9 protein-coding genes, 1 other RNA gene and 1 pseudogene are annotated in these 13,497 nt (G+C 49.7%); 1 reads left to right on the forward strand and 10 read right to left on the reverse strand.

Going from position 1 to position 13,497, the window contains the following annotated elements:
- Positions 1-61: 61 nt before the first annotated feature.
- Together WDY75_RS29275 and WDY75_RS29280 are read right to left on the reverse strand one after the other, a co-directional pair.
- Positions 62-892, reverse strand: a complete 831-nt coding sequence (locus WDY75_RS29275; protein ID WP_063478319.1) for a macro domain-containing protein — start codon at positions 890-892, stop codon at positions 62-64.
- Positions 893-906: 14 nt separating this feature from the next.
- On the reverse strand, positions 907-1,461 hold the full coding sequence (locus tag WDY75_RS29280) for a TIR domain-containing protein (protein ID WP_063478318.1): 555 nt from the start codon (positions 1,459-1,461) through the stop codon (positions 907-909).
- A gap of 822 nt (positions 1,462-2,283) precedes the next feature.
- On the opposite strand from WDY75_RS29280, the pseudogene WDY75_RS29285 reads away from it, so the two are divergent.
- Positions 2,284-3,496: pseudogene (locus WDY75_RS29285) on the forward strand (IS256 family transposase).
- 86 nt (positions 3,497-3,582) lie between these two features.
- On the opposite strand, the gene WDY75_RS29290 reads toward WDY75_RS29285, so the two are convergent.
- From WDY75_RS29290 to WDY75_RS29325, 8 genes are all read right to left on the reverse strand, one after another.
- Positions 3,583-4,170 (reverse strand): hypothetical protein, encoded by a 588-nt coding sequence (locus tag WDY75_RS29290; RefSeq protein WP_063478317.1) that lies wholly within the window; start codon positions 4,168-4,170, stop codon positions 3,583-3,585.
- 239 nt (positions 4,171-4,409) lie between these two features.
- Positions 4,410-4,774: a transfer-messenger RNA gene (gene ssrA / locus WDY75_RS29295) on the reverse strand.
- A gap of 315 nt (positions 4,775-5,089) precedes the next feature.
- Positions 5,090-5,569, reverse strand: coding sequence for an SsrA-binding protein SmpB (gene smpB, locus WDY75_RS29300; RefSeq protein ID WP_009593386.1), 480 nt, complete (start codon positions 5,567-5,569; stop codon positions 5,090-5,092).
- 151 nt (positions 5,570-5,720) lie between these two features.
- Positions 5,721-8,360, reverse strand: a complete 2,640-nt coding sequence (gene rnr / locus WDY75_RS29305; protein WP_063478316.1) for a ribonuclease R — start codon at positions 8,358-8,360, stop codon at positions 5,721-5,723.
- Positions 8,361-8,555: 195 nt separating this feature from the next.
- Complete coding sequence (gene secG / locus WDY75_RS29310) at positions 8,556-8,786, reverse strand: preprotein translocase subunit SecG (protein ID WP_009593367.1); 231 nt, start codon at positions 8,784-8,786, stop codon at positions 8,556-8,558.
- 448 nt (positions 8,787-9,234) lie between these two features.
- Positions 9,235-9,684 (reverse strand): PaaI family thioesterase, encoded by a 450-nt coding sequence (locus WDY75_RS29315; protein ID WP_063478315.1) that lies wholly within the window; start codon positions 9,682-9,684, stop codon positions 9,235-9,237.
- Positions 9,685-9,786: 102 nt separating this feature from the next.
- The gene (locus tag WDY75_RS29320; RefSeq protein WP_063478314.1) at positions 9,787-11,463 is read right to left on the reverse strand and encodes a long-chain-fatty-acid--CoA ligase; all 1,677 of its coding nucleotides are present in this window, start codon (positions 11,461-11,463) and stop codon (positions 9,787-9,789) included.
- 99 nt (positions 11,464-11,562) lie between these two features.
- Positions 11,563-13,353: an acyl-CoA dehydrogenase family protein gene (locus WDY75_RS29325; RefSeq protein WP_063478313.1), complete on the reverse strand. Its 1,791-nt coding sequence runs from the start codon at positions 13,351-13,353 to the stop codon at positions 11,563-11,565.
- Positions 13,354-13,497 lie beyond the last annotated feature (144 nt).

The following is a 13,497-nucleotide window of genomic DNA, read 5'->3' on the forward strand; positions in this document are numbered from 1 at the left end:
GATTCATAAATTTGAACACCAACCATTTTACAGAGGTATGCATTTGTAAAATAATACACTTTCACGATTCTAAGTCCTTCAATGTGAGCAGGTTTATCTTTTCTCGTTTTTTCTGCCAGACTACGATCTTCACCTTAGAAGGATACGTGAATTTTATACGGCTCACTTTAAATGTCCATATAATGAGTTCAAGCAATTCTTGATCCGATATATTCTCATATTCTCTAAAGCGAGTGATCCCGGAACCCAAAACGGGCAAGGCAACAGTTCTCCCGGCATAGACTCTGTCTATCTCATTCCAGAAGTTCAACAGGCAGTTTATATAGTCGTTTATCTCGAGATACGCTTTGTTACTTTCATCGAAACGTGAGAACGCCGTAAGGAGATAATCGTCTACCGTGCATATTGTTCCAAGCCTATATTTAGTCTTCTTTCCGTGAGTCCTACCCACATTCTCGCGGGCGATCATCTCCGGCAAGTGGGTGTCAGAAGAGATGATTTCGTCTAAAGCAGTGACTCTGCCCTGATAGAATTTCTTAATATATATTCCATTGAGAGAATTGCTTGAGATGACTTTCTCGTCTACCAATGTGTCGAAATATTCATTAAAAGCGATCGCCTTCAGATCGGCTTCCTCAGAAAATATATCACCGTACTTCACCTCAATCTCCGAAGTGTTAATCGTTAGTTTGATGCTCTGGCGCACATTGGCATGGATCCAGATTCCGATGTAAACAAGGACCAATAATGCCAGTGCTCCTCCGCCAATGGCGGCCTTGCATGTAGAGTCAATTTCAACAAAAAGAAAGACAATAGAGGTGAGGACGCTTATCACGCTTAGAAAGCCGTAGAAAGTATGTAGTATCTTTTTATCGAAGAAAGGGACTTGCATTCGCATCTTCTCCTTTATCGAATCAGGCCCCATTTGATTTGCGCATCACGGCTGTAATAATTCTTCCCACTGCTAAGATGCTCACCATTCACATGAAAACGCGTGATAGCATCCAAGATGCAATCTTTATTAAATGCGATATGGATTGCCTCTATATGGGTATTATTGATACGGTCGGCAAGCGCCTTTGGCCAAATGTCACTGTGGCTCTCCACATGCAAAATGGATGAAAATTCGGGATAGGCGATAATAACCGGAATTTTGTATGTGTCTATGGCTTGCTCGATCTCGTAGGACAAAACACTTCCGGTATAACGAGTCTTACTCGTAAGGATGACGAGCATGTTTTTTGATGCTCTAAGCCGTTCTTGAATGCGCGCATACAATGTTGCCCGTTTACTTGTATCGCGTACCGCATCCGTTTTCTCGTGACTGTTAGTCAGCGAAAACTCAATGTATTTGTTCGTACTCCATGCTTGAAGAGTGGCATAGTATTTAAAGTCAGACTTTGTAGGGTCTCTTTCCCCTAAACCATCAAAAGCGACATAGGTTCCTGTCCGATTTGCCATGAGTAAATCCCCCATTATAAAGTTTAATGTTTTTGCCTGTTATCACGCTCATTCTTAGTTTTGTATAAACGTGCTAACTTCGTGAAATCCCCCATGCATCCGAAACCAATTACCCTCTTATCATACCATAGTTCTGGAAAATGGTGGGTGTATTTCTAGTTAGAAAGAACTAAGAAACTCCCGAGCTAAATGGTCTCAGGAGCCCTAATGCCCCATTATTCAACATGCTCAACAACAATTCTAGTCTTATCACCTTCTAGATTTTTCGCCGTTACTTGTGGTACGGTTCACCGCGCTGTTTGTAATGGCAAGTTTTAGGGTTGTTTTTGGCAGTGGCGGTGCTGTGTAATCATATGAAGGTTGGAGGGTGTGAGCGGTCCCCGAATCGGCTTGTAACTGATCTAATTCGCGAGAAACTTCGTAAGGTTAGATTCTAATTTATGCCTTAAAATGAAGGGCCCGACAACATTTTAAAGTCGGGCCTATTTACTTTATACAGGGCAGCCGAGCAATATCTAATCAGCATTTGCCGAAAAAAAGCCGACGTAAATTATTTCTACGTTGGCTTTTATCTATCCGTCATTATGGGCTCCTAATCTTTCAAGTAACTTTAGATGGGCCTCGCGAACCTCAAGGATTAAAATACTTCTAGGATTGTCCACTAATCTGAACAGCCAAATCTTTAGCATGGTTGTATATTATGCTTGTCGGGTAATTTATACGTCTACTTACCTCACTTAGACTAGGAGAGTCTGTAAAATAGTTTGTGTAAACTCCCAAATCTATTAAAATGGAAAGTAATAGAAAGGTTGGGGAGAACACATGGGACTATGGACAAAAGAGCAACTACGGACGTTCATTAAGGAGAACAAGCTGGTAACGGCTCAGGATGCGCAGAATGCCCTGAAAGAACTGTTTGCTGAAACTCTCAAGAGATGCTGGAAGCAGAGCTCGATACGCATTTAGGCTACGAAAAGCATGAGGTCAAAGCCAAGATGACGCCAAACAGCCGAAATGGCAAGAGCAAGAAGACGGTGGTCAGCGAATACGGAGAGCAGGAAATTGCGGTTCCAAGGGATCGGATGGGTGAGTTCGAGCCGGTTGTTGTGCAGAAGCACCAGAAGAATGTAACCGGCATCAGATCATCGCCCTGTACGCTAAAGGAGTCAGCACACGAGAGATTCAAGACCATCTGCAAAACCTGTACGGCATCGAAGTCTCGCCTACGCTCATTTCCAATGTTACCAACAAAATCGTGCCTCTCATTAAGGAATGGCAGAATCGGCCGCTTCAAGGCGTGTACGCCGTCGTTTACCTGGATGCGATTCATTTCAAAGTGAAGCAGGACGGTGCCATTGTAAACAAAGCGGCCTACATGGTTATCGGCATCGACCTGGACGGAAACAAGGATGTGCTCAGCATGTGGATCGGGGAGAATGAATCCAGTAAGTTCTGGCTAAGGGGCCTAAATGACCTGCGAGATCGTGGTGTCCAAGACATTCTCATCATCTGTGTGGACAATCTCAGTGGTTTCTCCGAAGCGATTGCTGCCTGCTATCCAAAGACCGAGATCCAAAAGTGTATTATCCACCAAATTCGTAATTCCACTCGCTACGTGTCGTACAAGGATCTCAAGAAAGTCACTGCGGACCTGAAGCCGATTTACAAGGCTGCAACGGAGGAAGGGGCGCTCTTGGAACTGGACCGCTTCGAGGAAGTCTGGGGCGTCAAGTATCCGCTCATTGTCCGCTCTTGGCGCAACAACTGGGAGGAGCTCTCGACCTTCTTCAAGTACCCACCTGAGATCCGCAAGCTCATCTACACAACAAATATGATTGAGAGTTACCACCGACAGCTTCGCAAGGTGACCAAGGGAAAGAGTATTTTTCCGACTGATGAAGCTCTGCTGAAAATGCTCTATCTGGCCACGATGGATGTGACCCGCAAATGGACAGGCCGCGTCCAAAACTGGGGACAGATGCTGCTTCAGCTTTCGGTCTTCTTTCCGGATCGGATCAGCAACTACTTACGTTAGAAACGCCAAATCCCCCCTCGGGGGGATTGCTTGGAAATGAGTTTACACAGAAATCTTGACAGACCCCTTCAGCCAGTTAGAATTACTCATTTAAAAGTATTTAAAAACCATTTTGCAGGTTTTGATGTAGATTCTGTTTTTAAAATCTCTTTGATTTCTTTCTCTTCACGCAATGAGTACCCTAATGTGATCATATTATTTACTAATTCATTGGTTTTTTTGTTGTATATGGATACCCCATAAGTTCCCTCACCATATAATCTAACATTATCAAGTTCCATTTCTTTTCCGCCTCCCGTACTAATTACAAACTCAGAAGCTTCAAGAATAGGATCAAGGGGAAGAAAAACCATTTCTACATAACCTATTTTGTTATCCTTATCAAGAACAACCTCACTAACTTCATAGTCAAATTTCACTTTCTCTATGTTTCTTTCAATCCCATGTGAAATTGTAACTGTGTTTGTTAGTACTTTCTTTATATTTTCTTCTGTATCCATATAGGTCGAATAGTTATTTGTAATATAACTGTACGCGGCTAAATTTATGAAAACACTAACTAAAATTCCCCATAAAAATCTATTCCATAAAATTTCTTTTAACATAAAAATCAAAAATTCTTGATATTTACTTTTTTTATGTATTTCTTTCCTTGAAACAGTTATGGGTTCCATAGAGTTACTCCTATCGTCTTAGATTATTCCGCTCCAGTATACAGTATTCATGAATGGTCTTAAAGTCTCAACCTATAACAAATAAGTTTGAGATAGGCTCAACATAATACAATAATAGCTAGTTTTTTAACTTGCTTGTCTTTCTCGAATTAACTTATTTAGCAATCCCAGAATTAGACTATTTTTCTTAATTCCATACAAAAAAACGGCCACCAAATGGTGGCCGTCACTGATACTACTAATGGAGGCGAGGGGAGTCGAACCCCTGTCCGAAGATAACGACAACACAAGCTTCTACGGGTGTAGTGACAGATTTGATGTCACCCTAGGAACTCCCTGTCACCGGATTCCCTTCAGGTCAGCCTGATTGTCTTCTTCAGCTAGCCCCAGGCGGAGACTAGACAGCGTATCCCACTAAAGTTGAGCCCTCATCCCGGTACATGGGCGATACAGAGCGAGAGCACGCTCACAGGTTATTAAGCTGCGAAAGCGTAGTTGTTTTGTTGTTTGCCGTTTAATTGGCTTTAGCGTTGATGAAGTGGACGCGTCCCCACTACCCGCTACTCATGCCCGAACTATCCCCGTCGAATCCAAAAACGCCCCCTTAAGTTGGAGAAATGCCAGTGCTTCGCACCTTGGCGTTCCTGCCAAAAAGGGCTATCGGATTAAATCAAAGAATATTCAGCCATAGCAGTCGATTGATGCCGCTCACTCTTTCCCTCCAAGAAAGAAGAATGCGCCAACTGTATGCTGATTGTCAAAGATCTTATTGATCTCTCTTACATCACTTAGTATATCACATTTTACATCAAAATGATATATACATTGCAGGTAACACAGCTAAAAGCTGCCATCCCACTGTTAACGTTCCTTAAACATTATGCCGATTTCCTAAATGACATGCCACGTATAACCGTAATTACCTTGCAATCTTCTGCTTCTCACGCAGCGCACGCTGGATATCGCGTTGTGCATCTTTCTTGGCGGCATCGGCGCGCTTATCGTACTGACGCTTACCTTTACCCAGGCCCAGCAATAACTTGGCATAGCCATTCCGGATGTAGATCTTCAACGGTACAATCGCGTAGCCATCCTGCTTGGACAGGCCCAGCAGTTTGCGGATCTGCTCCTTATGCAGCAGCAGCTTCCGTGTACGCGTAGGGTCCGTCGGGTTGTTGCGGTTCCCCTGCTCGAACGGGCTGATATGCATGTTATGGATATGAATCTCGCCATTCCGAATGGTTGCGAACGCATCTCCAATATTGGCACGGCCGTTCCGTATGGATTTGATCTCCGTTCCGGTCAACACCATCCCGGCTTCATACGTATCCTCGATGAAATAATCATGGGAAGCTTTTTTGTTCTGGGCCAGAACCTTCCCGTCACTTTTCTTACCCATGGTCTCACCCCTTGTCATCAACAATGATAATGGAAAAAGGACTTCCGGCAGACCGCCAATCGCAATCTCACCAGAAGTCCATTGTATCAAACGTCAGCCTCCAAAAGCAAGGTGGGGCAAGCGCCTCCAGCGATCGATCAGGAGGAGAATGTTACTTTTTCTTCTTGCGGACAAAAGCGGCCGTGCCGTTTCCGCCCTTGCTCTTCCGTTTGCGGCCACTGCCGCCGCCGGAGTTGCCTCCAGCATTGCCGCCTGGAGTTGGGCCTTCGCCGATGAAAATGCCGCTGCCCGCCGTTTTCTTACGCCGGCTCTTCCCGCCGGCACCGCCAGAGCTGCGAGCATTGCGATCGAAGCCTAGTGCACCGCCGCCTGCGGAACTGTAGCCGCCTTTGCCGGAACCAAAGGCGAAGTTCGACGCCTGCTGCTCGCCAGCACCAGCGGCAGCGCCCGCTCCAGCCGGCGCCTCGCCGCTCCGCTTGCCGCGGCCACCCTGGCCGCCGGCGCTGTCACTGCGGCGTCCGCCTGGCGCGCCACCTTCGGCCGCGCCGCGCTTACCGCCGCGGCCCTTACCCCCGCGGGCTGCGCCATCGCGGGCACCAAATCCGCGGCCACCGTTGCCGCCGCGGTCGCCTTCGCCGCGCCCTTGACGGCGCGGCTTCATATCCACCATCTCAAAATCGATGGTGTGATCATCCATGTTCACCTTCGCCACGCGAACCTTCACATCATCACCGATGCGGTATACCTTCGAGGTCCGCTCACCGATCAGCGCCATATGGCCCTCATCGAAATGATAATAATCGTCGGTCATCGCACTGAGACGAATCAAGCCTTCGACCGTGTTCTCCAACTCAATGAACATGCCGAAGCTGGTCACGCTGCTGATAATGCCTTCGAACTCTTCGCCGACCTTATCCAGCATGAACTCGGCTTTCTTAAGGGCTTCCGTATCCCGCTCCGCATCCACAGCCACGCGCTCGCGCTCGGAGGATTGCCGAGCGATATCAGCCATCCGGCCCGCCAGATGCTCATGACGCTTCTCATCAAGCGCACCGCCGCTTTCCAGTACTTCCCGGATGACCCGATGAATGACCAGATCGGGATAACGACGAATCGGAGACGTGAAGTGGGAGTAATATTCCGCAGCAAGACCAAAGTGGCCCGTGCTCTCTGCGTCATATTTCGCCTGCTTCATCGAACGGAGCATCATCGTACTGAGCACCGTTTGCTCCTTCGTGCCTTGAATGGCTTCCAGCAGGTTTTGCAGGGCGCGCGGATGGATCGAGTTGCCCCGTCCCTTCACCTGATGCCCGAAATTGGCCGCGAATGCCATAAAGTTCTGCAGCTTCTCCTGATCCGGGTCTTCATGGATCCGGTAGATGAACGGTACCTTGAGCCAATGGAAATGCTCTGCCACGGTTTCGTTGGCCGCCAGCATGAATTCCTCAATGATCTGCTCCGCAATGGAACGTTCTCTTTTGACGATATCCACGGGCTTGCCGTTCTCGTCCACGATGACCTTGGATTCCACAAAATCAAAATCCACCGCGCCACGGCGCATCCGGCGATTCCGCAGCTTCAGCGCCAGCTCACGCATCAAGCGGAAATCTTCCACGAGGTCACTGTAACGCTCGATCAGCTCTGGATCCTCATCAACGAGAATTTTGCGTACATTGTTATATGTCATCCGTTCTTTCGTACGAATAACACTGGTAAAGATATCGTGCTTCACGACTTTCATCTGCTCGTTGAATTCCATCTCACAGGACATCGTCAGACGATCCACCTGCGGATTCAAGCTGCAAATCCCGTTGGACAGACGATGCGGCAGCATCGGAATGACCCGATCCACCAAATACACGCTGCAGCCGCGATCGTAAGCTTCCTTATCCAGCTCGGAGCGCTCGCGCACGTAATAACTGACATCGGCAATATGAACGCCCAGACGGTAGTTCCCGTTCGGCAGACGTTCCACATTCACCGCATCATCGAGATCCTTGGCATCTTCGCCGTCAATTGTCACAATGTTCAGACCGCGCAGATCGCGGCGGCCCTGCTGTACGATTTCTTCCTCCGTAATGGCATCGGGCGCTCCATCCGCCTCGGCCAACACTTCCTCCGGAAAACCTTCCGGCAGCTGATGCTTGCGGATAATGGACAGGATGTCGACACCCGGATCATCCTTGTGACCCAGAATCTCCACAACTTCACCCTCGGCCGCAGCTCTTCCTTCCGGATAGCTGACCAGCTTCACCACGACTTTCACGCCATCAACGGCTCCGTTAATCGCATGCTTCGGAATAAAAATATCCCGATTGATCCGCTTGTCATCCGGCAGCACGAAGCCATAGGCTTCATGGTTCTGGAATACACCCACGACTTGGGTGACGGCGCGCGTCACAATACGGACCACTTCGCCTTCCATTTTGCCGCCATCGCTGCTTTTGGAACTGATCCGGATAAGCACGATATCTCCATTCATCGCACTCTTCAAGTCATTGGCATGAATGTACACATCCGGGTGCTCGCGATCATCGGGAATCAAGAATGCAAAACCCTTCGCATGAGCCTGCAGACGTCCGCGCAGCAAATTCATCCGTTCCGGCACGCCATATCGCTGGGTGCTGGTCAGAATGATTTTTCCGGATTGCTCAAGCTCATTCAGCAGTTTCAAGAATTCCCTGAATTCATGGGCATCCTTAATGGCAAAATGCTGCTCCAATTCCTGGTACGTCATCGGTTTGTATGCAGTTTCCCGCATAAAATTCAGTAATATTTCTTCAGTTATCATCATTATCACCTCGGGGAACCTGCAATTTCATCGTTCCGCTATCCATTCTTTACCTTCATATACTCATACCCTAGTATACACGAATTTAATCTCCGGTATCCTTCCGACACCGTCTTAACCTATGTATTCCGAAATTCAGGCAAATAAAAAACCCCCGCTCTTCCAAGAGTGAAAAAGCGAGGGTAACGTTCATTGTTATTTCAACATAGCAACAACGATGGCCAAAATCATAAATCCTGCTGCAAGACCTACCGTTGTACGCTGCAGTACGAGATCCATACCGCGAGCCTTTGTTTTACCAAAAAGATGTTCCGCACCGCCGGAGATGGCACCGGCAAGACCTGCGCTTTTCCCTTTTTGGAGAAGAACGACAGTAATCAATCCGATGGAGAAAATAACAAGCAACACTTCAAAAAATACAACCATGACTTCCACCTCCTACGTATGTAAACATCTAAATTTATTATCTTAAGAGACATCCTAGATTCTACATGAAAAACAGCATTTTTATTGTACCACAGCTTTATCGACCTGACAAGGAGTAAGGGGGAATCACTCCATAACTCCGACCAAGATCCTGCCATCCCTGCTTCTCGGTGTTAATACCATGAAGAGGACCCCGTACTGGGTGGATCTGGAGCTTTGTTAACCTTTTAGAACCGCCGTATGCGGACCCGCATGTACGGTGGTATGAGAGGACGGTGGTTAGCCGCCCCTCCTACTCGATGATCTTGGTCATAAGCTCAATGGATTGGAAGCTACTGAGCGAAGTTACTCATACGACCCCCCGACCCATTTTCTGCCCACCCAAAAAATAAATGGCCTGCCCCTCCAGCGTTGGCAGACCACCTGTTTCATAGCAGCCAAGGCTGCTTTATTTCACTCGGAAGGACCCTGTGCTGATCGCCACAAGCTCACCCTTCTCGTTCGTAATTCTGCATTCCGTTGTGACCGAACGGTGCGTCTGATGCACGATGCTTGCCGTTACGGTGAGGACACCTGCTCTGGCCGGCATGACAAAATGCACGTTCAGATTGCTCGTCACCGTTGATTCGCCCGGGCGCTCCAGCATGACGGCAATGCCCATGGCGTTATCCATCAGTGAGGAGAGTACGCCGCCATGCACGATGCCCATCATATTCATATGATGAGGCTGCGCATCCAGCGTGACAATAACCGCCTCCGAGCTGGCTGACGCAAGTTTGCAGCCGAGATATCCCCAGAAGGTGGGCTCTGCCGCTTTGGTCATGGCCTCGATGTACGCCTCCCGGTCGATTTCCGGCTGTTCGGCCTTCGCGTTGGGGTTGACATTGGTATGATTCATCAGGCCGCCTCCTTTTTTCTTCTGACGTTGTTAGATACTGTATCCATTCCAGCGGAATAACATGAATCGTTGATCGTGCCTAACGCTGCTGTTCTTTCGCTCTCAGCCCGTTCTGCCTTCCTCTTCCTCCTCCAGCAGCTTGCGGCGCAGCACCTTGCCTACCATCGTCTTCGGCAGCGAATCGCGGAACACGTACTCGCGCGGCACCTTATAGGCTGCCAGCTGACTGCGGCAAAACTTCTCAAGGCCCGAAAGGTCCGGAGACGCGCCATCCTTCAGCACAATATATGCTCTCACGGTTTCGCCGCGATAATCGTCCTTCGTTCCGACCACGACGGCTTCCTTTACGGAAGGATGCTCATACAGCACTTCCTCGATCTCCCGAGGGTAAATATTGAAACCGCTTGCAATGATCATGTCTTTCTTGCGGTCGATGATCGTAAAATACCCCTCTTCGTCCATCGTTACCATATCACCCGTGAACAGCCAGCCGTTGCGCAGCGTGTCGAACGTGTCCTCCGGCCGGTTCCAGTACCCTATCATCACCTGCGGCCCTTTCACAATTAGCTCGCCAGGCTCGCCGATGGGCATTTCTTCGCCCGTGTCGGGGTCCACCACCTTGGCATCCGTATCCGGAACCGGTACGCCAATGGTGCCGATCTTGCGCCTTCCCCAGATCGGGTTCACATGGGTAACCGGGGAAGCTTCGGTCAGGCCGTAGCCTTCGATCAGCCGCCCTTTGGTCAGCTCCTCGAACTTATCCTGCACCTCGACCGGAAGCCCCGCAGAGCCGCTGACGCAAGCATTGATCGAAGACAGATCATATTCCTTGATCCGCGGGTGATTAATCAGCGCGATGTACATGGTCGGCGCGCCCGGGAAGAGTGTCGGCTTCATTTTTTTGATCAGGTTCAGAATCATCGTCACTTCGAATTTCGGTACCAATATCAGCATACCCGCACGGTAGATCGCCTGGTTAAGCAGCACTGTCAACCCGAATACGTGAAAACAGGGGAGCACCGCCAAATAGCGCTCCTTCCCATCCTCCACCTGAAAGCACCAGTTCGCGGACTGCACCGTATTGGCGATCAGATTCATATGCGTCAGCATGACGCCTTTGGGAACACCGGTCGTGCCACCGGTATACTGGAGCAGGGCCAAGTCCTTCTCCGCCTTTACGGATTCGCAGATCGGGTCATTCGGTGAGCTCGCAAGCAGCTTTTTGAAGGCATGGACGCGGCTTCCATAATTGACGACCGGAAGGGGGCCCTCCTTCTTGGCTTTGATCGGATAGAGGAGATTCTTGGGGAATGGAAGATAATCCGCCACGGAAGTGACGATCATATGCTCCAGTTCCGTCTCCTCGATGACTTTTTCAACGCGGGACACGAACATATCCATCGTGATAATGATCTTGGCACCGGAATCCTTCATCTGATGCGCAATTTCCCGCTCCATATAGAGCGGGTTGGTCATGACGGCCACGGCTCCGGCGAGCAGCACGCCATAATACGAAATCACTACCTGCGGGCAGTTGGGAAGCATAATCGCTACCCGGTCGCCCTTCTTAATCCCTTTGCTGCGGAGCGCGTTTGCCATACGATAGGACGACTCCAGCAGACTCCTATAGTTGATCGTTTTGCCCATGAAATACATGGCCGGCCGATTCGGAAACTTCTGTGCCGACGTCACGAGAAATGATGCCAAATTCTGTTTCGGATAATCAAAAGCGGGGGCTACTTCGGGCGGATAAAACGGCAGCCAAGGCTTTGTATCCATACAAAACCAACCCTTTCCTAAGGAATGCTCCTTCTTTCCTACTCCAAGAAAACTCTCTCTCTTTTCAGGCTACATTCGCATCTATTACGGTGACGGATGCTACACGGTGTACCGTTCGTTCTTGACGACACGGGCGGCGATGCTGCGCTTGAGGGCCACCGTATCGACCGGTGTGCAACGCGTCAGCTTCTTAAGCACCGACAGCTGCATGCGCAGCATATCACCGGTTTCCACCGAGGCCAGCGTCTCTTTCGCGAGCGCTTCAATGCGCTGGAACGCCTCGTATGCAAACACCTGCGTCATCTCGATCATGCTCGCTGCTTTTTCCTCCGAGGTGCGTTCGATTTGCTTGCGAGTACGCAGCAGCGCACTCTCGAGGGCATAAATATCAATCATCATATCCGCCAGATTGGATAAAGCCTCCTGCTCTTTCTCCAGCTTCGTGCCGAATTTCTGAACCGCCAAACCGCCTGCGAGGAGGAAAATCTTTTTGCTCATGTCCAGGAAGTGCGTTTCCTGCTCCAGTGTGCCTTCGAAAGTTTGGCCAGGTACCAGCTGCAGCAGCTCACCTTGGAGGCCTTGCGCTTTTTGCAGGAGCGCGATTTCGCCCTTCATGGCCTTCTTCACGAGCGTGCCCGGAATCAGGAGCCGGTTGATCTCGTTCGTGCCTTCAAAGATGCGGTTGATGCGGGAGTCCCGATAGACGCGTTCCACTTTGTACTCTTGGATATACCCATAGCCTCCATGAATCTGCACCGCTTCGTCTGCTACGTTATCCAGTCCTTCCGAACAGAACACCTTGTTGATCGAGCATTCAATGGCATAGTCGGAGATCGCGGCAGCCGATTGGATTCCGGCATCCTCGCTGTTGTAATCGATGTCCTGCATCGCTTCGTCCAGCAGTCCTGCCGTACGGTACACCATACTCTCCATCACGAAGGTGGTGATGTTCATCTCGGCCAGCTTCTTGCGCATAAGCGGGAACTGCGAGATTGGTGTATCGAACTGTTTACGGGTGTTAGCATATTTCGCGCTCAGCTCGATGGATTCCTTCGCCGCACCGACCGTGCCGGCTGCCAATTTATACCTTCCGATGTTCAGGATGTTAAAGGCGATCCGGTGGCCCTTGCCGATCTCGCCGAGCAGGTTCTCCTTCGGCACCTTGACGTCTTCGAAAAAGAGCGGACGCGTCGACGAGCCCTTGATGCCCATCTTCTTCTCTTCCGGTCCGAGCGTGAAGCCTTCCATCTCCTTCTCGACAATGAACGCGGTAAAATGCTCCCCATCAATCTTGGCGTAGACAATAAAGATATCCGCAAATCCGGCGTTAGTTATATATAGCTTCGATCCGTTCAAAATATAATAGTCTCCGTCATCCGACAGGCGTGCCGTTGTTTTGGCACCCAGCGCATCGGAGCCCGAGGTTGGCTCCGTCAAACAATAAGCCGCGATTTTAGCGCCGGTCGAGAGATCCGGCAGATATTTCTGTTTCTGCTCGGTCGTACCGAAGAACACGATCGGCAGCGTTCCGATCCCGACATGAGCCCCGAAGGAAAGCGCGAAGGACGAACCCTTGGCCAACGCTTCGTTAATAATCGTAGAGCTGACCTTATCCAGTCCGATCCCGCCGAACGGCTCCGGCACATCGGCTCCGAGCAGGCCCAACTCGCCTGCTTTGCGAAGCAGGTCTACCGTCATTTCATAATTCAGCTTCTCCAGCTCTTCATCGTGCGGCACGACTTCCCCATCGATAAAATCACGCACCGTCTCGCCGATCATGCGATGCTCTTCCGTGAAATCCTCCGGTGTCAGGATGCGCTGCATATCGGGATTATCGATGACAAAGCTGCCGCCTTTGATTTTCGGTTCTTTGGTTTGGTTATCGCTCATGATTGGTTTCCCCTTTCGGAATGTGGAATAAGGTGGAGTGCAATGGTGGCCTTGGTGTTGCTAGGTTGCCAACTTGCTGGTTGGTCATAGATGATATGATGCATGCGTGATTGTGGTGCAATAGTGGCGCTCCGCGTGCGGATT

The organism is Paenibacillus glucanolyticus, from assembly GCF_037333485.1.
GTDB lineage: Bacteria > Bacillota > Bacilli > Paenibacillales > Paenibacillaceae > Paenibacillus_AQ > Paenibacillus_AQ glucanolyticus.

Bases quoted from the DNA above. Each gene is read 5' to 3' on its own strand.
- WDY75_RS29275 (WP_063478319.1), bottom strand. From the start codon at position 892: ATGCAAGTCCCTTTCTTCGATAAAAAGATACTACATACTTTCTACGGC.
- WDY75_RS29280 (WP_063478318.1), bottom strand. From the start codon at position 1,461: ATGGCAAATCGGACAGGAACCTATGTCGCTTTTGATGGTTTAGGGGAA.
- WDY75_RS29290 (WP_063478317.1), bottom strand. From the start codon at position 4,170: ATGGAACCCATAACTGTTTCAAGGAAAGAAATACATAAAAAAAGTAAA.
- smpB (WP_009593386.1), bottom strand. From the start codon at position 5,569: ATGGGTAAGAAAAGTGACGGGAAGGTTCTGGCCCAGAACAAAAAAGCT.
- rnr (WP_063478316.1), bottom strand. From the start codon at position 8,360: ATGATAACTGAAGAAATATTACTGAATTTTATGCGGGAAACTGCATAC.
- secG (WP_009593367.1), bottom strand. From the start codon at position 8,786: ATGGTTGTATTTTTTGAAGTGTTGCTTGTTATTTTCTCCATCGGATTG.
- WDY75_RS29315 (WP_063478315.1), bottom strand. From the start codon at position 9,684: ATGAATCATACCAATGTCAACCCCAACGCGAAGGCCGAACAGCCGGAA.
- WDY75_RS29320 (WP_063478314.1), bottom strand. From the start codon at position 11,463: ATGGATACAAAGCCTTGGCTGCCGTTTTATCCGCCCGAAGTAGCCCCC.
- WDY75_RS29325 (WP_063478313.1), bottom strand. From the start codon at position 13,353: ATGAGCGATAACCAAACCAAAGAACCGAAAATCAAAGGCGGCAGCTTT.